Source organism: Vitreoscilla stercoraria DSM 513 (genome assembly GCF_000382305.1).
In the GTDB taxonomy this organism is placed as follows: domain Bacteria; phylum Pseudomonadota; class Gammaproteobacteria; order Burkholderiales; family Neisseriaceae; genus Vitreoscilla; species Vitreoscilla stercoraria.
This window is the reverse complement of the sequence record NZ_KB908018.1, coordinates 242,789-264,703: the sequence shown is the minus strand read 5'-3', so window position 1 is coordinate 264,703 and position 21,915 is coordinate 242,789. Positions and strand designations below refer to the sequence as shown.

Annotated in this window: 24 protein-coding genes and 1 tRNA gene; 10 read left to right on the top strand and 15 right to left on the bottom strand. The window is 43.5% G+C overall.

Annotated elements, in window-relative coordinates; translation table 11 throughout:
- Window positions 1-477: 477 nt before the first annotated feature.
- Window positions 478-1,863 (bottom strand): ATP-dependent RNA helicase DbpA, encoded by a 1,386-nt coding sequence (gene dbpA, locus H150_RS0101355; protein ID WP_019957248.1) that lies wholly within the window; start codon window positions 1,861-1,863, stop codon window positions 478-480.
- A 507-nt stretch (window positions 1,864-2,370) separates the two neighbouring features.
- Here dbpA and H150_RS0101350 point away from each other — a divergent pair.
- The 6 genes from H150_RS0101350 (at window position 2,371) to H150_RS0101325 (ending at window position 7,115) form a co-directional block, all read left to right on the top strand.
- Window positions 2,371-2,832 carry a DUF7832 domain-containing protein gene (locus tag H150_RS0101350; protein WP_019957247.1) on the top strand — a complete coding sequence of 154 codons (462 nt, stop codon included), beginning with the start codon at window positions 2,371-2,373 and terminating at the stop codon, window positions 2,830-2,832.
- On the top strand, window positions 2,829-3,404 hold the full coding sequence (gmhB, locus tag H150_RS0101345) for a D-glycero-beta-D-manno-heptose 1,7-bisphosphate 7-phosphatase (protein ID WP_019957246.1): 576 nt from the start codon (window positions 2,829-2,831) through the stop codon (window positions 3,402-3,404). The genes H150_RS0101350 and gmhB overlap by 4 nt, the downstream gene beginning before the upstream one ends.
- Window positions 3,405-4,169 carry a lysophospholipid acyltransferase family protein gene (locus H150_RS0101340; RefSeq protein ID WP_019957245.1) on the top strand — a complete coding sequence of 255 codons (765 nt, stop codon included), beginning with the start codon at window positions 3,405-3,407 and terminating at the stop codon, window positions 4,167-4,169.
- Window positions 4,170-4,384: 215 nt separating this feature from the next.
- A complete protein-coding gene (gene gloA / locus H150_RS0101335; protein ID WP_026353377.1) occupies window positions 4,385-4,780 on the top strand; it encodes a lactoylglutathione lyase in 396 nt (131 codons plus the stop codon).
- A 168-nt stretch (window positions 4,781-4,948) separates the two neighbouring features.
- Window positions 4,949-6,349, top strand: coding sequence for a sodium:proton antiporter (locus tag H150_RS0101330; RefSeq protein ID WP_019957243.1), 1,401 nt, complete (start codon window positions 4,949-4,951; stop codon window positions 6,347-6,349).
- Window positions 6,350-6,410: 61 nt separating this feature from the next.
- Window positions 6,411-7,115, top strand: coding sequence for a pseudouridine synthase (locus H150_RS0101325; RefSeq protein ID WP_019957242.1), 705 nt, complete (start codon window positions 6,411-6,413; stop codon window positions 7,113-7,115).
- A gap of 83 nt (window positions 7,116-7,198) precedes the next feature.
- Here H150_RS0101325 and H150_RS0101320 read toward each other — a convergent pair whose 3' ends face one another.
- The 3 genes from H150_RS0101320 to H150_RS0101310 all read right to left on the bottom strand — a co-directional run bounded on the left by H150_RS0101320 (window position 7,199) and on the right by H150_RS0101310 (window position 8,863).
- Entirely contained in the window at window positions 7,199-7,915 is a 717-nt protein-coding gene (locus tag H150_RS0101320; protein WP_019957241.1) for a pirin family protein, read from the bottom strand.
- Window positions 7,916-8,104: 189 nt separating this feature from the next.
- The gene (locus tag H150_RS0101315) at window positions 8,105-8,320 is read right to left on the bottom strand and encodes a hypothetical protein (RefSeq protein WP_026353376.1); all 216 of its coding nucleotides are present in this window, start codon (window positions 8,318-8,320) and stop codon (window positions 8,105-8,107) included.
- A gap of 18 nt (window positions 8,321-8,338) precedes the next feature.
- The gene (locus tag H150_RS0101310) at window positions 8,339-8,863 is read right to left on the bottom strand and encodes a C40 family peptidase (RefSeq protein WP_425316050.1); all 525 of its coding nucleotides are present in this window, start codon (window positions 8,861-8,863) and stop codon (window positions 8,339-8,341) included.
- A gap of 169 nt (window positions 8,864-9,032) precedes the next feature.
- Here H150_RS0101310 and H150_RS0101305 point away from each other — a divergent pair, with 169 nt between their 5' ends.
- From H150_RS0101305 to coaD, 4 genes are all read left to right on the top strand, one after another.
- Window positions 9,033-10,712, top strand: a complete 1,680-nt coding sequence (locus tag H150_RS0101305; protein WP_019957238.1) for an ABC1 kinase family protein — start codon at window positions 9,033-9,035, stop codon at window positions 10,710-10,712.
- Between the two features lie 117 nt (window positions 10,713-10,829).
- Window positions 10,830-11,510, top strand: a complete 681-nt coding sequence (locus tag H150_RS0101300; protein ID WP_019957237.1) for a Bax inhibitor-1 family protein — start codon at window positions 10,830-10,832, stop codon at window positions 11,508-11,510.
- Between the two features lie 190 nt (window positions 11,511-11,700).
- A complete protein-coding gene (locus tag H150_RS0101295; RefSeq protein ID WP_245540026.1) occupies window positions 11,701-12,834 on the top strand; it encodes a beta-ketoacyl-ACP synthase III in 1,134 nt (377 codons plus the stop codon).
- Window positions 12,834-13,346, top strand: a complete 513-nt coding sequence (gene coaD, locus H150_RS0101290; RefSeq protein WP_019957235.1) for a pantetheine-phosphate adenylyltransferase — start codon at window positions 12,834-12,836, stop codon at window positions 13,344-13,346. The genes H150_RS0101295 and coaD overlap by 1 nt, the downstream gene beginning before the upstream one ends.
- A gap of 38 nt (window positions 13,347-13,384) precedes the next feature.
- On the opposite strand, the gene H150_RS0101285 is transcribed toward coaD, so the two are convergent.
- The 11 genes from H150_RS0101285 to H150_RS0101235 all read right to left on the bottom strand — a co-directional run bounded on the left by H150_RS0101285 (window position 13,385) and on the right by H150_RS0101235 (window position 21,861).
- Window positions 13,385-13,888: a GNAT family N-acetyltransferase gene (locus H150_RS0101285; protein ID WP_019957234.1), complete on the bottom strand. Its 504-nt coding sequence runs from the start codon at window positions 13,886-13,888 to the stop codon at window positions 13,385-13,387.
- Between the two features lie 196 nt (window positions 13,889-14,084).
- Window positions 14,085-14,175, bottom strand: a tRNA-Ser gene (locus tag H150_RS0101280).
- 146 nt (window positions 14,176-14,321) lie between these two features.
- Entirely contained in the window at window positions 14,322-15,185 is an 864-nt protein-coding gene (locus tag H150_RS0101275) for an HpcH/HpaI aldolase/citrate lyase family protein (RefSeq protein ID WP_019957233.1), read from the bottom strand.
- The gene (locus H150_RS0101270; RefSeq protein WP_019957232.1) at window positions 15,178-16,269 is read right to left on the bottom strand and encodes a cysteine protease StiP domain-containing protein; all 1,092 of its coding nucleotides are present in this window, start codon (window positions 16,267-16,269) and stop codon (window positions 15,178-15,180) included. The genes H150_RS0101275 and H150_RS0101270 overlap by 8 nt, the downstream gene beginning before the upstream one ends.
- Window positions 16,266-17,015, bottom strand: coding sequence for an HAD family hydrolase (locus tag H150_RS0101265; RefSeq protein WP_019957231.1), 750 nt, complete (start codon window positions 17,013-17,015; stop codon window positions 16,266-16,268). The genes H150_RS0101270 and H150_RS0101265 overlap by 4 nt, the downstream gene beginning before the upstream one ends.
- Entirely contained in the window at window positions 17,008-18,147 is a 1,140-nt protein-coding gene (locus H150_RS0101260; protein ID WP_019957230.1) for a phosphoribosyltransferase domain-containing protein, read from the bottom strand. The genes H150_RS0101265 and H150_RS0101260 overlap by 8 nt, the downstream gene beginning before the upstream one ends.
- 91 nt (window positions 18,148-18,238) lie before the next feature.
- Window positions 18,239-18,820 carry a TerD family protein gene (locus tag H150_RS0101255; RefSeq protein ID WP_019957229.1) on the bottom strand — a complete coding sequence of 194 codons (582 nt, stop codon included), beginning with the start codon at window positions 18,818-18,820 and terminating at the stop codon, window positions 18,239-18,241.
- Between the two features lie 32 nt (window positions 18,821-18,852).
- Window positions 18,853-19,551, bottom strand: a complete 699-nt coding sequence (locus H150_RS0101250) for a TIGR00266 family protein (protein ID WP_019957228.1) — start codon at window positions 19,549-19,551, stop codon at window positions 18,853-18,855.
- A 68-nt stretch (window positions 19,552-19,619) separates the two neighbouring features.
- Window positions 19,620-20,195 (bottom strand): TerD family protein, encoded by a 576-nt coding sequence (locus H150_RS0101245; protein WP_019957227.1) that lies wholly within the window; start codon window positions 20,193-20,195, stop codon window positions 19,620-19,622.
- Window positions 20,196-20,244: 49 nt separating this feature from the next.
- Window positions 20,245-20,823: a TerD family protein gene (locus H150_RS0101240; protein ID WP_019957226.1), complete on the bottom strand. Its 579-nt coding sequence runs from the start codon at window positions 20,821-20,823 to the stop codon at window positions 20,245-20,247.
- Between the two features lie 18 nt (window positions 20,824-20,841).
- Window positions 20,842-21,861, bottom strand: a complete 1,020-nt coding sequence (locus H150_RS0101235; RefSeq protein WP_019957225.1) for a TerC/Alx family metal homeostasis membrane protein — start codon at window positions 21,859-21,861, stop codon at window positions 20,842-20,844.
- Between the last annotated feature and the right edge of the window lie 54 nt (window positions 21,862-21,915).

Here is a 21,915-nt window from a genome sequence, read left to right as displayed (position 1 = left end):
TTATGTTTAATCTCTAAGCTTACTATTTAATTTCTGGTCTGCTTCTCAAAGAAAAAGAGCGAGAAATGATTAAAAATCATATCTTGTCTTTACTTCTTTAGCAGTGTGAGGCTCTTCGCACTCACACTTATCGGTAATCTGTTTTTTAAAGAGCTGTGCTGTGAAACTTGCGAAGCTGACCGTTTGGTCTGTTTCGTTTCTGTCTCAGCAGCGAAGAAACCGAATATTACAGAAACACCGAAAACCCGTCAACACCTAATTGTAAAAATATGGCTATAAAAACACAAGCACGCTGAATTTAAAGGAAATCTTATTGTATTGCAAATTATTTTAACAACCTTCAAAAAAAACATGAATACCATAACAAACTTATTTCGAAACACCTCCAAAACAAACAAAATAGGTCAAACTCAATCATAAAAGCGTCCTGTAAACTGTTACAGGACGCTTGAAAAGATTATTTAAAACCGTTTTGCTTTATAAAATACGGCTTCGAACCGTTTTACCTTTGATTTTGCCTTCTTGTAGCAATCTCAAAGCAGTTTTTGCCAATTCTCGTTTGACCGCGACAAAACTCCAAATGTCATACACTTGAATACGACCCAAATCATCGCCTTGCAATTGTTTGCTGGCAGTCAATGCGCCCACAATGTCGCCTGGACGGATTTTGTGTTTTTTGCCGCCATCCAATTGTAAGGTTGCCATCTTAGCGTGAGAAGGTTGGGCTTGAATATCGTCTGGACTAGGCAAAGGCTGTGGCTGAATCTTCATATCAAAGTCCGCCTCCAATGTGCCAATTTTATAATCTTCGTATTTGCCATACAAACTCACCGCCACACCTTGTTGACCTGCACGGCCTGTACGACCAATGCGATGGGTGTGGGTATCTGAGTCATGCGCCAATTGATAATTGAATACCGCATCCACGCTGCTCACGTCCAAGCCACGAGCGGCCACATCGGTCGCGACCAACACACAAGCACTGCCATTGGCAAACTGAACCAAAGTATGGTCACGGTCTTTTTGATCCAAATCACCGTGTAAAGCCAACACGCTAAAGCCTGCTTTATATAAAAAATCTGCCACATCATCTGTTTCACGTTTGGTCGTGCAAAACACGATACTGCTTTGACCTTGGTATTTCAACAACAACAAGCGCAAAGCTGCCATGCGACTTGCCTCATCGCCACCTACTTGGAAGAAATGTTGCGCAATCGTATCTTGGTTGTGTTGTTCTTCGATGGTCACACGCACAGGCTCACGCAATAAGCGCGCACTCAATGCCGCAATTGCATCTGGATAAGTGGCACTGAACAACAAAGTTTGACGTTGGTATGGCGTTTTAGAAACGATGGCATCCAATTCTTTTTGGAAACCCATTTCCAACATGCGATCGGCTTCATCCAAAACCAAAGAAGTCAAATCGCTCAAATCCAAACGACCACGCTCAATGTGATCCAACACACGACCCGGTGTACCAACAATAATATGAGCGCCATGTTCCAATGAGCCAATTTGTGGACCCACTGGTGCGCCACCACACAAAGTCAAAATCTTAATATTGTGAATGCTGCGTGCCAAACGGCGCAATTCTGCTGACACTTGGTCTGCCAATTCGCGAGTTGGGCACAATACCAAGCTTTGTACGCGAAAATATTTCACATCCAATTTTTGCAACAAACCCAAACCAAACGTCGCCGTTTTACCTGAACCCGTTTTGGCTTGTGCAATGATGTCTTTGCCCTCCAAAATAGCTGGCAAAGCTTGTTGTTGAATGGCAGTCATGTTGTGAAAACCCAAATCTTGCAGGTTATTCAATAAAGCAGCCTGTAAAGGCAAAGTAGAAAATGAAGTATTGCTCATGCTGAAGCTCCCAAAAGCTGTTGCTAAGGCCTCAGCCCGCAAATCAAAAGGGGTATATTCTAACAGAATCAGCACACATACACCTATTTTCATGCCAAACTTTACAGGACGCTTGTCTCGCTAAACCTTTGACTTGTTGGATTCTTTGTAACAAACCACTTCAATCAAAACTGATTTTATATTCAAATTGCAAAAAGGTTACGCCACCATTTGCTTTTCACCCAACTGAAGCACATACTGATTATTCATTAATATTAAATTGTCTTGATCAATGTTTTATCCTCTTTATGACTTTGATATATTAGTCAATCTGGCCTTTCAATCGTGATGGTCTATGCGGTTGATTGCGACGCTGTGACCTGATTCATTTTGGCTGTAAGCTGGTCTTTACAAGCTTAGCAGTCATAGTTAGGTTTGATATTGTGATTAGCCTAATCACATGACTATGTGCATGAAACGGCCACAATGATATAGTTTTGTCCTTTTTCCACCTGATTGAAGCTGCAAATGGATTATGAATTGATTGACCACCAAGAGTGGCATACTGAAGAAGACTTTCCTCAAGATTTAGACGCTGTGTGTGCTTTGACGCACATGGGCATGTATTTTGAATGGATGGCGCAAACACAATTATTGCATCCTGCGGTCATCGAACAATTGGGCGAAAAAATGACACAATTGCAACAACAGCAATTAAATGGTCGGGATATTTTAGAACATTCATTAGGGCGTCAATTGCTATTGAGCTTTTTCAATGAATTCGGTCGCCGTTTCACTGAGTATTACTATACTGATGATGAAGAAGGCTATGGTCAATTCATGAGCGACTATTACACCACTTTGCGTGTGGATTTATTGCCTTCTTTGTACCATGTCGACAACAGTCGCGCAGCTTACGATGCGGTGGCTTCTCAATTTGATTTAGCCTATCTCAAATGGCAAGCGAGTTTGAAGGAACACAATTCATGACCAAATTGGTAATTTTAGACCGAGATGGCGTCATCAATGAAGACAGCGACAAATTTGTCAAATCGGTCGATGAATGGATTCCCATTGCAGGGAGCATGGATGCGATTGCCTTTTTGAATCAATCTGGTTATCAAGTTGTTGTCGCGACCAATCAGTCTGGCATCGGTCGTGGTTATTTCACCGTTCACGATTTGAATGAAATGCACACCAAAATGCACCGCTTGGTTCAACAAGCTGGCGGCCAAATCGATGCGGTATGGTTTTGTCCTCACACCGCGGCAGACCAATGCGAATGTCGCAAGCCTTTACCTGGTATGGTGCACGATATTTTGCAACGCTATGTCAATACCGACATGAAAGAATTGTATATGGTCGGTGACAGCTTGCGTGATTTACAGGCCATTGAGGCGGTAGGCGGTCAATCGGTCTTGGTGTTAACTGGCAAAGGTAAAAAAACCTTGGCCACAGGCGGCTTGCCTATCAGCACATTGGTGTATGAAAATTTATTAGAATTCGCACAAGCGTTACTATTGCGCCAACAACAAGCCCAAATCAAGGAGCAAAAAGATTAAATGGTTATTTTAAGAAACCTGATTTATTGGTTGTGTGTGTGTGTGTTTACAGTGGTCTATTTTATTTACATTTTGGCTTGTGTGCCTTTTGGCGTGAAAGCCGTCAATCGCTCTTGCACGGGTTGGGCGATGGCACAAGTTTGGATGTTAGAGCATATTATTGGTTTGAAGCATACCGTTAAAGGAACCGAAAACATTCCTCAAGAACCTGTTGTCGTGTGCTGTAAACACCAATCAGGCTGGGAAACGTTTATTTTACAAAAATACTTTCCACCGATTGTGTTTGTAGCCAAACAAGAATTGTTTATGATTCCATTTTTTGGCTGGGGCTTGAAAATGGCAGGCACCATCGGCATCAATCGCAAAGACCGCATGGGTGCATCACGCCAATTACTAGAAACTGGTGGCAAACGCAAAAGCCAAGGTTTCTCTATTGCCATATTCCCTGAAGGCACACGTATCAAACCAGGTTTGCGCGGTCGCTACAAACTCGGGGGCGCGCGCATTGCCGATACGCTGCAAATGCCGATTGTGCCCATAGCACTGAACAGTGGCGAGTTTTGGCCTAAAAACTCTTTCTTAAAATATCCTGGCAGTATCAGCGTGGTAATCGGTGAAGCCATTGCCCCAACTGGTCAAAGTGCTGATGTGGTCATGCAAAAAGTAGAAAGCTGGATTGAAAGCCAACAACGCCACATCGAAGGTCAAGGTCCATGCTTTGAAAAACCACATGACCCTCAATCCAATGGACAAAGTGGTATTTAATTCACACTTTATTTAAAAGGAAGGCTTAGCCTTCCTTTTTTCATATAAAATCAAATACTTACTATGAAATTTTAATATACATATTATATATACGATTTGTACCCTTTTTTTGCCCTCATCACCAAGCAAGTCGCGCCGATATTGCTTGGCAAACTCCAAACAGCTCGCCTATTATGATTGGCTTGCAGATAATCAAAAATGACAAGGACACACAAATGCGTTTATTACACACCATGTTGCGCGTAGGCAATTTAGAACGCTCATTGGCGTTTTACCAAGAAGTTTTGGGCATGAAACTGTTGCGCCAAAACGATTATCCTGAAGGCAAATTCACCTTGGCTTTTGTGGGCTATGGCGATGAAAGCGACCACACTGTTTTAGAGTTGACCCACAATTGGGACACCGACAGCTATGATTTGGGCAATGCTTACGGTCATATTGCCATCGAAGTAGACGATGCTTACCAAGCTTGCGACGCGGCACGCGCCAAAGGCGGCAAAGTGGTGCGTGAAGCAGGTCCCATGAAACACGGCACCACCGTCATCGCTTTTGTTGAAGACCCAGATGGTTACAAAATTGAATTCATCCAAAAAAATTCAGGTCAGGACTAAACCTTTAAGCGTCCTGTAAACACATTTACAGGACGCTTTTTGTCTATTGGTCTCAGACCAAGGCAATCACAATACCAACGTCTTACAGGACGCTTTTATCTATCGGTCGCGGACAAACACAATCACAATACCAACGTCCGTTTTGAACAATTATCGAAAGGAGATTTGATGCTGAAAAAATTAGGCTTACTGGCCACTTTAACATTGCCACTGAGCGCACAAGCAGCAGGATTTGATGCCAGCCAAATGAGTTTATTATGGGGCTTGCCGTTTGCGTGTATTTTGTTGTCGATTGCTTTATTCCCACTGTTTGCACCACACATTTGGCATCACAGCTTTGGTAAAATCACCGCGTTTTGGACAATTTTATTTTTAGCCCCGTTCACATTCGTTTACGGCATGGGTGAAACGGTTCACACCGTTGCACATGCTTTGTTGGCTGAATACATCCCGTTTATTTTGTTATTGTGGGCTTTGTTCACCGTTTCAGGTGGCATTTTGGTCAAAGGCAATATTCAAGGCAGCGCCAAAACCAACGTCATCATTTTGGCTTTGGGCACATTTTTGGCATCCATCATGGGTACGACAGGCGCGGCCATGTTACTCATTCGCCCTTTGTTGCGAGCGAACGAAAACCGCCAACACAAAGTACATGTGGTCGTCTTCTTCATTTTCTTGGTCGCCAATATCGGTGGTGGTTTGACACCATTGGGCGATCCGCCATTGTTTTTGGGTTTCTTAAAAGGCGTGGACTTCATGTGGACAGTCAAACACATGATGATGCCTGTTTTAATCAGCTCGGTGGTTTTGTTGACGGTGTTTTACTTCATTGACCGCCACTTTTGGAAAAAAGAAGATGCTGCAACCTCTGAAACAGTATCCTCTGACGAAAAAATCAGTATCGAAGGCAAACTCAATTTTGTTTGGCTCATTGGCATCATCGCGGCAGTTTTGATGTCGGGCATGTGGAAGTCAGGCGTGGAATTCAATATTTTAGGTACGCCTGTGAGTTTGCAAAACATTGTGCGTGATGTGATTTTCATCATCATCGGCATCGTTTCTTTGAAAACCACTGCCAAATCTTTGCGTGAAGCCAATGATTTTAACTGGGGTCCGATTCAAGAAGTGGGCAAATTGTTCTTGGGAATTTTCATCACCATCGCGCCTGTTTTGGCGATGTTGAAAGTCGGCTCAGATGGCGCATTTGCAGGCTTGGTGGCGTTGGCGCACGACGCTCAAGGTCAACCTATTAACAGCGTGTATTTTTGGATGAGCGGCATATTGTCGGCATTCTTGGACAATGCACCGACTTATTTGGTGTTCTTCAATTTGGCTTCAGGCGATGCGGTGGAATTGATGACCACGTTGGAAACCACTTTGCTGGCGGTGTCTATGGGTTCGGTATTCATGGGTGCTTTGAGCTATATTGGCAATGCACCTAACTTCATGGTCAAAGCCATTGCCGAACAAAATCGCGTCAAAATGCCAAGCTTTTTTGGCTATATGGCATGGTCGTTTGGCATCTTGGTGCCATTGTTTATCTTACACACTTTGATTTTCTTTATATAATTGAGGTTTACAGACAAAGCGTCCTGTAAGTTTACAGGACGCTTTTTTAATTGAAATGCTTATGAACATCATCAAATACTTACAAGCCCAAGGTTTGGGCAGCCGCAAACAATGTCAAAATTGGGTTAAAGGCGGTTGGATTGAAATCGATGGCGAAGTCGTTGACGACACCAAAGCCGAAGTCAGTTTGGACGGTCGCCGCGTCTTGAAATTGGACGAGGACATCATCCCGACCATCAATTTGCCCTATTTTTACATCTTGCTCAACAAAGCGCCCGACACCGAAACCTCGCACAAACCGCAACAATACCCAAGCGTGTTCTCGATGTTGCCAAACAATTTTCGTGACATCGACATTCAAGCGGTGGGACGTTTGGATGCCGACACCACAGGCGCGATTATTTTGACCAATGATGGTCAATTCAATCACCGTGTCACCTCACCCAAACACCACGTTCCCAAAATCTACCGCGTCGGCTTGAAACACGCTGCCGACCAAAGCTTTTGCGACAAACTCATCAAAGGCGTGTTGCTCGATGATGAAACCGAAACCATCGCTGCTGCCGCTGCCGAATTGGTGGACGAGCACACCTTGTTGATGACCATCACCCAAGGCAAATACCACCAAGTCAAACGCATGATTGCCGCCGCTGGCAACCGTGTCGAAACCTTACACCGCGACCAATTTCACCAATGGCGCGTGGACGATTTTGCAGTGGGCGAATGGCGTTTTTTAGACATTGCCGAAGTCCAAGCCAGTGTTTGAGCATCCTATCATATCGATTTTTGAGGCTTAAAAAACAAGCGTCCTGTAAATATTTACAGGACGCTTGTTTCATTACAATAGCTTTACGGCACCAATTCAAACACCAAGACTTCTGCCGCATCACCTTGGCTCAAAGCCAGCACGCCACCGTCTTCTATCATCGCTGCATCGCCTGCATGCAAACGCTCACCGTTCACATTCACGCTACCACGCGCCACATGCACATAATACACATGCCCATCTTGCAAGTGTTTTTGCGCTTGCTCAGCACCATCAAACAAACCGACAAACAAAGACGCATCGGCATGAATCTCGATGGCTTGCGCATTGTCAGCGTTCGCCGTTTGTTCATACGGTTTTAATACCTGCAACAAGCGACCACGCTTGTCGGCATCGCTGTAAGCTTGTTGTGAATACTCAGGCACGATGCCACGTTTGTTCGGCTCTATCCAAATTTGCAAAAAATGCGTGGTTTGACCTTGTGCATGGTTAAATTCGCTGTGCGTCACACCACTGCCTGCCGACATGCGCTGCACTTCACCGGGTTTAATGCCTTTGACATTGCCCATATTATCACGATGTGCCAACTCACCTTCTAACACATACGACACAATTTCCATATCACGATGCGGATGTTCACCAAAACCCATGCCTGCTGCAATTTTGTCTTCATTGATGACACGCAAATTGGCATAGCCCATCCATTGCGGATCATAATAACCTGCAAAAGAAAACGTATGACGACTGTCCAACCATCCATGATTGGCATGACCACGTTGATGACTGCGACGAATGTTCATATGGGGCTCTCTTTCTATTAACAAGACGCTGTTGCTCTCAGCTGTATATGGATAAGCAATGAATACAGTTTATATTTAACTCTAAAGAAAATAAATCCCCAAAAAATTAATGGTGATTTCCATTTAAGAAACCACCATCATTCAGCGTCCTGTAAGACATTGCCCAACAGCCAATATCAACGCATGCTGTTAAGAGGCATAAGGATTGTCCAAACTGTCGATCAATTCACGCAAATAGTCTTTGAGCTGCGCCTCAGTACAACCCATCAAAATCGCATCTTCAAATGCCTCTTGCGCCATTTCATGCAATTCTTCCATGTTTTGCTGCATCACTTTGATTTTTTCTGTGCATGAAACAGGTTTGCCATCGGCATCGAACCATTTAGGCATATCGGGTATTGTCATCTCACTCGCCTTAACCCATTAACGAAATGATGCCGCAGCTTTACCTGCGCCATTCACACGACGAGCAGTAGCATATTTGCTGCCCCAATATTTGCTGCTCAAACTGGTGATTTCAATGTTTTTACCCGTTCGTGGTGCATGAATAAAGCGATCATTGCCAATATACATGCCCACATGCGAAATGCGCCCCGCTCCTGCGGTACGGAAAAATACCATATCCCCAGGTTGAATTTGGCTGCGCTCAACATAAGAACCCACATTGGTTTGTTCGGCACTGGTGCGGGGCAAATTGATTTTCATACTTTGCTTGAATATGTATTGCATAAATGCACTACAATCCAAACCTTGTTCAGGATTGTTACCGCCATAAATATACGACAAACCGATTAAGCCCATCGCATTCATAATCAAATCCCCTGCTTGCTCTTTGGAAATCGCATCAGGTGTTTGAGTGTGGGTGGTACGTACCGATTGGTTAAATGTGGCCGTACTACTGTTGCGGCTGCGTATCATATCTTCCAAAGGATCGGCTGCTGCAACCATAGGTAAGAAGCTCACGCAACCGACTACCCATAACAACAGTCTGTTCATTGTCTTGCTCATCATGTATAAAACTCTTGGCACCCATATTGCTATGGTGCGGAACTTGTTGTGTGGTTAATAGACGCGTGCTAATTTAAAAAAACACTGCGCACCTTCAAAGGCTGTTTTTATGTTGAAACAAACCGTTATTGCCATGCGTGATTTACCACGCATGAAAGAAATTATCAGCATCTTGATGCGCTATGGCTTGGATGAATTTCTATACCGCTTAAAATTGATCCAGCCCTTTCCTTCACTCAAACGCCACAAGCCCGATCAACACCGCTTGCAAAACCCTTATTTGAGTCTACCACAACGCTTTCGCATAGCATTTGAGGAATTGGGCCCCACTTTTATCAAGTTTGGTCAAATTTTGTCTACCCGTGTGGATATTTTCAATCCCGAATGGATAGATGAATTCCAACGCTTACAAAACAATGTCCGCCCTATTGCCCAATCTGACATTACCGCCTTGATTGCCGCTTATTTAGAGCGTCCTGTAAATGAAGTATTCAAACATATTGAGCCCACGCCCATAGGCAGCGCTTCCATTGCGCAAGTACACAAGGCCATATTGCTCGATGGCTCTGTCGTGGCAGTCAAAATCAAACGTCCGAATATTGAAAAAACCATTCAAGCAGATTTGCGCATCATGAAGCATTTGGCGTATTTATTGGAAAATGAAATTCCCGAGTCACGCCGTTACCACCCCATCGAAATGGTGCATTATTTCGCCCGCAGCCTCGCCCGCGAAACCGACTTGTCTATGGAATTGCGCAATATGGAACGCTTTTCTCGTGCGTACGAGGCGCATCCTTATGTTCACATTCCTCAAGTTTATCCCGAATTTTCCAATCGAAAAATTTTGGTACAAGAATACATCGGCGATACCTTACTTAAAAACATCAATCTAAGTCAATACAATCAAGAATGGTTAAGCCAGCGCGCCAAGGACATTGCACAGTTGATTTTGGACATGATTTTAAAACATGGCTACTTCCACGCAGACCCCCATCCTGGCAATATTTTCTTGTCAGATGAGGGATGTATTACATTAATTGATTTCGGCTTGGCTGGGTTTTTAGGTGGTAATCGGCGCACTGAAATTATTACATTAATTAACGCGATTATTGACCGTGACCAGTTCACCATTCAACATGTTTTGAGCGATTGGGCACAAGGCGACCTGCCAGACGAAAATCGTTTGGGCAATGATGTGATGGAAATGCTCATGAATTACGAGTTTACCTCGCTCAAAGACATCAGCCTCTCGTATATTGTCAACGACATCACCAGCATCATCCGCGAAAACAATTTAACCTTACCAGGTGACTTGGTCATGTTGTTTCGCACCTTGATTACTTTAGAAGGCGTGGTCAACCAATTAGACGGCGATTTTCAGTTAATGGAATCCACTCGTCCCTTAGTAGAAGACTTGGTGTTAACGCATTTTTCTTTCGACCAAGCGAAGAAAAAAGTCAAAACCCATAGCTATACCTTTTTGCAATTGCTAGACGATTTGCCACACACTTTGATTCGAATGAACAAACGCCTCAAATCAGGTCAAATCAAAGTCAATTTGGACATGGCAAGGCTAGATGATTTTGGACATCAATTAGACCGCTCTACCAATCGTTTAACCGTCGCCATTGTGACCGCATCTTTAATCATAGGCTCATCGATTGCTTTGCATGTGGATGTTGGTCCCAATATTTTTGGCATGCCCTTATTAGGTTTTTTCGGCTATACCATCGCATTTTTAAACAGCATTTGGATTTTGTGGTCATTGTGGCGCGCTGGTAAGCATTGATTAAACTATTCAATATAGATAATAAATTTTAATCAAAATTAAAATAAACACAATCACTTAAATGATAAAATACAACTCTCGATTCTCCGCCCCTACTTTCCATTATAGGAGTGCATCATGACCAACAAAATGGCCAACCCTGTTTCAGGCAGCATCAGCAGCCAAAAATTCGTCTTAAGCAAAGCCTATTTGCTGTTGGCAGTGTCGTTTATTCCTTGTGCCTTGGGTGCATTGGCAGGCGCTGTCGTCAATCCTATGGCTTTGCTTGGTGGCGGCTGGATGGGTATTATTCTCTTTTTCGCCTTTCTTTATGGCATGGTATTTTTCATTGAAAAAAACCGTTACAACAAAATAGGCATCGCCTTATTACAAGTATTCACTTTTTCTATGGGCATGATGATTGGGCCCGTGCTTGGCATGTTGCTAGGCTCTGCTGCGGGTACACAAATCGTCTTTTCAGCAGCCATCATGACCGTTGCTGTCTTTGCGGCTATGACATTCGCAGCGCATAAATCCAAAGCCGACACCGCTGCTATGAGTCGATTTTTGTTGGTTGGAGCGGTGGTATTGATGACCGCCGTCATTGCCAATTTATTCTTTAAAATCCCTGCGGTATCTTTGGCGATTTCAGCCGTCTTTGTGGTATTTAGTTCATTGATGATTATGTGGCAAACCAAAGCGGTCATTGAAGGTGGTGAAACCAGTTACATCAGCGCAGCTTTGACCATTTTCATATCCATATACAATATTTTTAGCAACTTGTTGCATTTATTAATGGCGCTCACTGGCAACGATTAAGTTCTTAATAGGTCAAACCACCAACACACAGCGTCCTGTAATATTACAGGACGCTTTTTTTGATTAATACTTTGACTGACAACGGTAACAAGGTTATGCTGCCATGCAATAAACGACAAACATGGTTAATGATATGAAAGCGATCATATAACTGTTTGTTATGATGAATTTTGTTGGAGACTTTCACCCTATGACTTCTATGCCTGTTGTGCTGCTTGGCACTGGTTTATTCACCCCAAAAGACAGCATCAGCAACGATGAATTGGTTCATACATTCAACCAATATGTTGCTTCTTTCAATGAACAAAATGCTCAAGCGATTATTGATGGCAGTGTGACTGCTTTGTCTGAATCAAGCAGCGCCTTCATAGAGAAAGCTTCAGGCATCAAAAGCCGTTTTGTATTGGACAAAACAGGTATTTTGAATCCTGACATCATGGCACCGCAATTGCCACAACGCAGCAATGAAGAGTTGTCTATTCAAGCTGAAATCGGTATAGCCGCAGCCAAAGATGCTTTAAATAATGCTGAAGTCAATGCCGCTGACATCGACATGGTGATTGTTGCCAATTCTAATATGCAACGTGCTTATCCTGCGATGGCTGTAGAAATCCAAACTGCATTGGGTTGTGCTGGCTTTGCCTTTGACATGAACGTGGCGTGCTCGAGTGCCACTTTTGCCATTCAAATGGCCGCCAATGCCATTGCCGCAGGTTCTGCAACGCGTGTATTGGTGATTAATGCCGAAATTTGCACCGCGCATTTGAACTTCCGTGAACGTGACAGCCATTTCATTTTTGGCGATGCTGCCACCGCTATGGTATTGGTTCATCAAGATTTGGCGGGCGACACTCACAAAGGCTTTAACGTGGTCGATACCCATTTGTGGACAGAATTTTCAAATAACATCCGCAACAATGCAGGTTTCTTAAACCGCACCGAAATCGATAACAATCCATTGGCGGCAGACAAATTGTTTGTACAAAATGGCCGTAAAGTGTTCAAAGAAGTGTGTCCTGCTGTGGGCGAACACATTATCAGCCATTTGCATAAAAACCAAATTGAGCCTACCAATGTAAAACGCTTTTGGTTACACCAAGCCAATTTGACAATGAATGAATTGATTGCCAAACGTGTCTTAGGTCGCCCTGCTACGGCGCAAGAATCGCCAACCATTTTGGATACTTATGCCAATACCAGTTCAGCAGGCTCCGTGATTGCCATGCATTTGCACCACGATGATTTGCAAACAGGTGATTTGGCAGTTTTGTCTAGCTTTGGTGCAGGTTATTCCATTGGCTCGGTGCTGTTGGAAAAACGCTGATGGTCAAAGGCAAAATGCGCCGCGCCGTCTACGCAGGCAGTTTCGACCCACCTACCAACGGTCATTTGTGGATGATACGTGAAGCGCAAATGCTGTTTGATGAGCTGGTTGTCGCCATTGGTGTCAATCCTGATAAGCGTTGCACTTATACTTTGGAAGAGCGCAAAGACATGCTCAAAGCCATTACTTCAGGCATGCACAATGTTCACATTGCCTCGTTTGAAAATCAGTATTTGGTTAACTATGCCGACAGTATTAGTGCAGACTACATTGTGCGTGGCATACGTTCGGCTTCGGATTATGAATACGAACGCTCGATGCGCTATATCAATTCTGACTTACAACCTGAAATTTCTACGGTTTTCCTTTTGCCACCGCGCGAATTTGCCGAAGTGTCTTCTACCATGGTCAAAGGCATGGTCGGTCCTAAAAACTGGCAAGCCATGATCAAGCGTTATTTGCCTGAACCTGTGTATGAAAAAATGATTAACAATCATTTGTATCACAATTAATCCATCAAGCGTCCTGTAAACGTTTACAGGACGCTTTTTTAATTCCCTACCTCATCACATTGCTGGCTAGGTTCAGTCGGTAACAAACTTTTCCTCAACAGCATTTTGACCATTTGATAACCGCTCGCTTGAATCACCGCATCGGTTTGTACTGCTTGATAGCCCAATATTTCATACCAACGCTTGATGCCATCTCTCGGAAAATGCACGATACCCTCTAGCGCCATACAACCAAACTTTTGCGCCAGTGCTTCTAGCTCCAGCAAAATGGCGGTCACCAAACCACGACTTTGGTATTGAGGCATGATGATTAAATGCCAAAATACCCATACATCACTAACACAGCGTGTTTTGACCACACCAATGGCCTCACCTGCCTCCATCCAAGCCCATACCGACATACCACTTAATAACTCAGCCTCTAGCTCATCACGTGTTTGTGCCAAGCCATCCCATTCATTGCATATAAAATGATGTTGTAATTTTGCTTGCTCGGTGACATCAATCAATAAAACCATGTCAGTCATGGGGATTAAAGCCATAAGTTCATCCAATCGGCCTGTATACAAGTTTTCACCACATTGTTGTATATGAATATATGAAATAAGACGTTCACCGCATTCTCTTTGTTGATATGCCGCTCAACAGATTCTAAAACGGATTAATGGTTCTGTATGACAAAGTAAAACCAAGCATACGCAAAAAAGCACACCTTTTCAGGTGTGCTTTTCAGTATTTTGGCGGAAGCGGTGAGATTCGAACTCACGGAGGGGTATAAGCCCTCGACGGTTTTCAAGACCGTTGCATTCAACCGCTCTGCCACGCTTCCGACTTGAGAAGCAGAATAATACGTTAATGTTTTAGTTGCTGCAAGCATTTTTTTATTAATATTTCATCACAACCAACCGAAATATCAATTTATTCTTTAAAAACAAATATAAAAAATAAAAACACCCACTTCCCATACCATTTATTTTAACTCAAGCCCGCCATTGTCAATGTTTTTTGCGCCCATCGGTAATGAGTCGCCACTTCTTGCATGCATTGCTGATATTGAAACACCGCTTGATTCGATGCTAACACTGCTTTTGCCACCAACACATCTTGCTCTTTGACCGCATAAAATGCTTCGATACTGGCAATTTGAGTCGGGTGTATGGCGGTTTTACCAGTTAAGCCATGTAATAAATCGGCCTGAACTTCACGCATTAATACCTCAGGTTGATTTAAAAACTCAAATACAGGTGCGCTCAATTCAAAACCACAAGGCTTAAACCATCCTACCAAACGATCGATATGAGTACCCAAAACGGTTTCATAGACAGTGTGTTCGGCACTGCGCCGCATGCTCAATAAATTGAGCAAATCGTTGCCACCAAGACGTAAACTCAACACATAAGGTCGCCACAATGGCTGCAATAAAATATCTCGCAATTGCAACATTTCTTGCTCAATAAACACCTCAGCCGTTTCCAAAGTAGGCATCACATAAAAGCCTTGCTCTACCAAAATTTGGTAATCACCAATATTTTTAGCCGTAATTTTGGGTAAAACAAAACCATCAATGTTTTGAATATGCTCATTTGCCAGCAATTGCTGCATCACCGCAGGATTGCGCACACGCACAAAGCGTTGTTGCGATGAATGAGGATTTAAATACGGCAAGGCATCTAAAAAACGGCTGATGGCTTGTGGCAAATGCTGTTCAGACACCGCATCTTCCGTACAAAAAATCAAACTACCGACTTCTTGCAGCTTTTCACCTCGCATGATTTCATTCAAATCTTTGTGCGTAGTCGGCACATACAAAGAAGCGCAATATTGATGAGGCTTAAGCATCGCGTGCACTCCGAATCATAGCTGCGGCATGGTATGGCAAGTTTTCAACCACTTCTACAACCACATTTTTTTCTTGCGCCAACCACAATAAATGCTGCACAGAAGCTTCTTCTAAATTTTTCACTAACAATCTTTCAGGCAAACGACGCAAAAACACACGCGTGGCTTCACCGATACCGGGCTTAATCAAATTCACATCATCAATGCCATATTGCTGCATATACTGCTGAATGAACTGTTGATTGGCTTGATGACGAATGGCTTTATCAGCCATCTTCATGGTAGGCACACCATTTTGAGCATATTCTTCCCATGCCAACGCCACCACAGCATCCGCAAACCATTGTGACAAATCGCAATCGGCAAATTCAGCAAAATACACACAACCATGAAAATCATCTTTGCCTATGGTCTCATTCAAAATAGAACGACTGACCAAACCGCTGATGCTGGCATTCAAAATCGAAGAAGGTATCAAATAATCTTCTTCACTGGCAGCACAATCGGTCACGCCTGCCAAATCGGTCAAGACAAACAAACGACCATCTATGTGGCAATGGTTTTGTGCATTAAAACCATCAATAGCGGCCTGTAACTCACGATTAATGACGCCTTTGCCCGTCCATCCATCTAAAAACACCAAAGACTCTGGCGCATGACCTGCATCCAAAATAGCATGCAATGCATTCTCATCGATTCCACGATCTCGAATAATCGATACGGAATAATGCCTCACCGACTCACCATACAAACGGCTTAAAATTTGCTGCAAAATCACGCCAATGGGCGTACCTGCTCTGGCCAAAGATACCAAAGTTGGCAAGCCTGATTTTTGTTGTTGGATTAACGCCGCCAATTTCAAAATATCGCTGGCCATTTGTTTGCAATTGGCTTGAAAAGCCTCATGAAACAAAGCCAAATATTCAGGGCTTGGGCGTTTTTCAGGTGACAACATTTCACTATAATGTCGCTGCCCACTTTGAATCAGCTGTTCTTTCAATACCGTGTCGTCAATGGTCTCTAATGCCATCGGTTTTAATAAAAACGTGACTTGCTCAGCACGATAACTGCCATGAAAACTCATACATCCATCCTTTGACTGACAATTTGGCTCGGATTGGGCACCATCAAATAATCACACTCATTCATAAAACCCAAATCAATCACGCTATCGCCCATACCAAACGAAACCACTTCACCGCGTTGTTGCCATTGTGCTAGCAAATAGCGCACGCCATGGCGCTTGTTAAGCCATGGCGGCATGATAGCAAGATTATTACCATTGTGATGCACTTGATATTCTGTCCAACCCTCTTGAGCCAAAAATTGTTTTACCATGTGCGTCACTTGCGCCACTTGCACCAAATCACCCGTTTTGGATTTGAGCAACACATAAAATGCGATACCAACGTCGCTGATGATGCGTGCATGCAAGCTGCTGTATTCGGTGGTTTGAATCAAACTGTTCAAATAATCCAATAACACTTGTAATATCGGTTCGCTGTGACGGGCATGCGCTTGGCTTTGCTGACTCCACGCCTCATCCAAACTGCCATCGGCTTGCAACACAATGCCACCATAATTGATGACTGCCCCATGTTTGAATTCAATCGCCACACGCTCAAACGCATTGCGATTGCGAGCAGTCACTGGAATCATCACATGGCTTTCTTGCCAAAACTTCAACATCGTCATTTGCTTTTGATTGGCATAAGAAATGGCAGAACCGTCCTGTAAATAAGCCAAAGCCACATCGTGTGTGTCAGGTTGACGCTTATTGTGGCTGTGAAACAAAGTGTCGTCCAAATCCACAAACAACAATTTATGCATGATGCTCCTTAGTCAAAGAAATCAAATCAGCTTGCAAATCATAAGCAGTTTGTTGCAAAGCAGTGCTGGCTTCATACTCATGGCAAATCAATATATGGTCATAGTCTGACCGCACCACGTTATACACAAAATAAGGCACACCTTCATCATAAGGATCGCCTGCTGTGGTAATTGTCTCAATCGCACCCCATTGTAAAATGGGTGAACGGGTGGTCGATTGCACTTTACATTTAACCTGATAATGCTCTTGCAAATACTCTGCCACCAACAAAGCCGCATGCATGAATTCACCGCAACCCAATACCAAAACTTGATCATGGGCTTTTAAATCAGGCGGCAATTGTTCGCGCAAGACACCATTCAATTGAATCGGCGCTGCCACACCCAAACGCCCAAAACCTGCATCTACAATATATGGCTCTGCACCGATGTGTGATTGCGACGCTTGCGCTACAGGTGCAACCACACTATTGCTTTGAAATTGCCATTGCCCTCGCAACAAAGAAATACACTGCAAAGGCAGCTCAGAAGCAGCCATCAATGCATCACGACGTGAACCCATAAAGTCTGCCACAGACACCCAATACACTTGTGTGACATGGGGAGCGAGATGCAAACATTGTTGCAATAAATTGCAAAAAGTATTGCCCGTACTCAATTCATCATCAATCAAAATCAAATTTTTAGCTTGCTGCCAATGCGCCTTGGTTGCGTCGTCTTTAGGCAAATGCAGCCAAACACGTGTGGCGTGGCTGTGTGACTCTTCAAACACCACCGCATCGGTATCATGTACACGCACACGGCTGCTGTGAATGTATTGTGCTTGGCTATGCGGCTGTTGCTGCACATAAGCTTCAAACACACCTTGCCCTAAGCCTGTGGCAGTTTCTGCCATGCCAATAAACAAACTTGGTGCATCAAAAGCAGGCAATTGCTGCGCCAACAATTGATGACAATGTCGCATCATTGCAGGTTTGACTGGGATATGTTTTCCCAAAACTTTGCTGACAAACAAAAATGCACGTTTTGGGTTTTGCCGTGCACCAATCGACAACAAATCTTCAAATGGTAACTTGGCTTCTTGCAATTGCAATTGCAAGCGTCCTGTAGGCAAATCAAATGACCAATCCAACGACAACTCCTTCTAGGCTCAAAATAGCGCTTGTAAATAATATCGGCTACCTGATTAGGGTAGCCGACTTCACATCTTATGTCTTTATATTTTATAAATGCGGCAAAATCTGCGGAATCAAATCTTGGAAAGTACGACCAGTGGAATTTTCACCCATGGCATGCATTTTCCATTCACCATTGTGGCGATACAATTTGGCCATGATTTGCGCAGAGTGGCTGCCTTGTACAGACAAATCATAACGAGCAATTTCTTGCTTGTTGTCACCATTAATCAAACGACAAAACGCATTGGCCACCTGGCTGAAATCTTGACCAGTAAAACTGTTCACGGTAAACACCAAAGATTTGACTTGGGCTGGAATTTGATTCAACATCACCACAATTTGCTCATCATCACCATCGCCATCACCAGTGCGATTGTCACCTGTGTGGCGAATGCTGCCATCTTTTCTTTGCAATTGACGAAACCAAACCACATCGACGATTTGTTTGTTTTCATCAAACATCAAGCAAGACGCATCCAAATCGATGTCTTGACTGCCGCCGCCAAAGCCAAAAAAGCCTTTTTTCTTAAGCGCATCCCATCCCAAACCCATGACCACTTGGTTTAATGATGAACCTGCTTCTTTTTCAAGCGAGATTTTTTGACCTTTTTGTAAATTAATTGCCATGATTTTTCCTCATTCAATAAGCATTTTATTAATTATGCGCTGATTTCTTGGCGCATCCAGCCAGCAAAACTACTGCGATTTCTGGAACAAATCACCACTTTTCCTTGCCCTGAGAATTTCAATACCATGCCTTCTCCGCTGGTCACGCTGTTCATCAAATTGCCCAACATACCACGACTTTGACTGGTACTCACAGATATTTCATAGCGTAAACTTGCATCCCACGCCACCACATGGCCATTATCCACAGTGGTCTCTTTGCCTGGTACAACGTCCAATATAAACAAGCTGCCAAAACCATTCACAACCACTTGCCCATGGCCACTGGTTTTACCAATTAAAAAGCCACCGGTTCCGCCGAACAAGGCTGTTCCTATACTTTGCATCTGTGCTTTGACATCGACTTTGGACGTACACGCCACAAACGCACCATCGGAAAGATTGTATTGCTCCGTACCAACATCCAAAATCTGCATGCCTCCGGGCATAACAGGGGCCAACAAACAATCGCCACTGTCACCAGTTGCTTCAATATGTTGCTGGAAAAAACTTTCACCATTGGCCAAAGTCCGTGTCAAAGCACCCAAAAAGCCACCTTGCATGCGGCCTGTAAGTTCTAAGCCAGACTCCATCATGACCATGGCGCCACTTTCACAAGAGATAGACTCACCACGTTGCAAATTCACATGCAAAAATGGGTCTATTTCCCCAACAATCGTCAATGTTGGCATATTCTTTCCCGTACACATCATCATGTAAAAAACGCCTTGTCATTCACAAGGCGTTGGCATCGGTATTTTTAGATATTCACACCGTAGTTTTGCGCCAAAGGCCCTAAGCCGCCTTTAAAACCTTGACCAATGGCTTTGAATTTCCACTCACCATTGTGACGGTAAATCTCACCAAAAATCATGGCTGTTTCAACCGAAGCATCTTCTGACAAATCAAAGCGTGCCACTTCGGTATTGTTCGCTTCATTCACGCAACGCACATAAGCACTCGATACTTGACCGAAGTTTTGATTGCGAGATTCTGCATCGTGAATGGTCACCGCCACAGCCACTTTTTCAACATCGCTTGGAACGCGAGTCAAATCAACAATAATGCTTTCATCATCGCCATCACCCGCGCCAGTGCGGTTATCACCAGCATGTTCTACGCTACCATCGGCTGATTTGGCTTGATTGTAAAAAATAAAGTCCGCATCAGAACGCACTTTACCTGAAGCACTCAATAAGAAAGCGCTGGCATCTAAGTCAAAAGCAGCGCCATCGGTTGCACGAACGTCCCAACCCAAGCCCAAAATCATTTTGGTCATCGTAGGTGCTTCTTTAGACAAACTGATGTTGCCGCCTTTTTGCAAACTAATTGCCATGTTATTTCTCCTAATTTCATCAATAATGCATCATAAAGATTGCTATTACTTAAGCTACTTGCACACCGTATTGCATGCACAAAGCATATAACCCGCCATTGTATCCTTGACCAATGGCGCGAAATTTCCATTCACCATTGCGGCGATAAATTTCACCAAAAACCATTGCGGTTTCAGTGCTGTAATCTTCACTCAAATCAAAGCGCAATACTTCAACTTGGCTTTCATCATTGACCAAGCGCACAAAAGCATTGCGTACTTGACCAAAATTTTGGCCTCGAACGTCAGCATCGTGTATCGTCACTGTAATGACCAAGCTATCGATGTGATTGGATATGGTGCCTAACTCTACCAATAACGATTCATCATCACCATCGCCATCGCCAGTTAAATTGTCGCCCGTGTGCTGCACAGAGCCACAAGGTGAAACCAATTGATTGTAGAAAATAAAATGATCGTCATTCGGCACTTTTTGATTTTCTTGCACCAAAAACACACATGCATCCAAATCAAAATCATTGCCATCGCTGCTGCGTGCATCCCACCCTAAACCAATCAATACCCGATGTAAACTAGGATCGGTTTTGGATAAAGAAATGTTTTGACCTTTTTGTAAGGTAACTGCCATATCGCTTGCTCCCTTAAATCAATCTTGTTTATTGCCGTCTTCGGCTTCTTTTTTGCCTGGAAACATCAATGATGTCACCACCCCTAAAGCCAAAACACCCAATACAATCATCAAACTAACACTTGGTGCAATGTGTAAACCCGTACCAAACACCGCATCAGAAGCTTGTAAAGCCATTTTAACGCCAATATAAAACAATAACACAATCACCGCTTTTTCCAAATGTACCAAATATTTGGTCAAAGCAGCCAAGACAAAATACAAACTGCGCAAACCCAAAATGGCAAAAATCATCGCCGCATACACCAACAAAGGCTCTTGTGTCACCGCAATCACAGCGGGTACAGAATCAAATGCAAAGGCAATGTCAGAGGTTTCAATCGCCATCAAACACAATAAAGCAGGTGTTGCGTAGCGTGCTCCTTTGCGCGTGACAGATGCCAATTGTTCTTCACTCAATTCATGGTGTTTGACAATGAATTTTTCACCTACCAGTTTGGTATAAACTGGCATTATTTTTTGTGTGATTTTCACGCTCCAATGGTCAGAATAGTCTTCAATTTCCTCTTCTTCTGAACCACTTTGCAACATCTTCACCGCACTCCAAATCACAAATGCCGCAAACAAGAAACCCACCCACGGACTGGCCATAAACAAACCCGTACCGATGACCACAAAAATGGCACGAAACACCAAAGCACCAATAATGCCCCAATACAAAATGCGATGTTGTAAATGTCCTTTGATGCCAAACGAAGCAAAAATAGCCATAAAGACCATCAAGTTGTCAATGGAAAGGGTTTTTTCCAAAACATAACCTGCCATATACATATTGGCCCAATACGCATCAAAGCGCAGCCACAAATATGCATAAAATGCGAGTGCCAATCCTATCCAAAACACCGACCACAGCGCGGCATCTTTGACCGTAATGTCTTTCACCTTGCGATGCGCAAACAAATCCAAATACACAGACAATGCAATCACCGTAAAAAAAATGATGATTGCCTCAAGAGGAAAACCAAAATGTTCAGCCATCGTTGTCACTTTCTGAATAGATTAAGCTTATACCCACATACACCTGGTTTTACA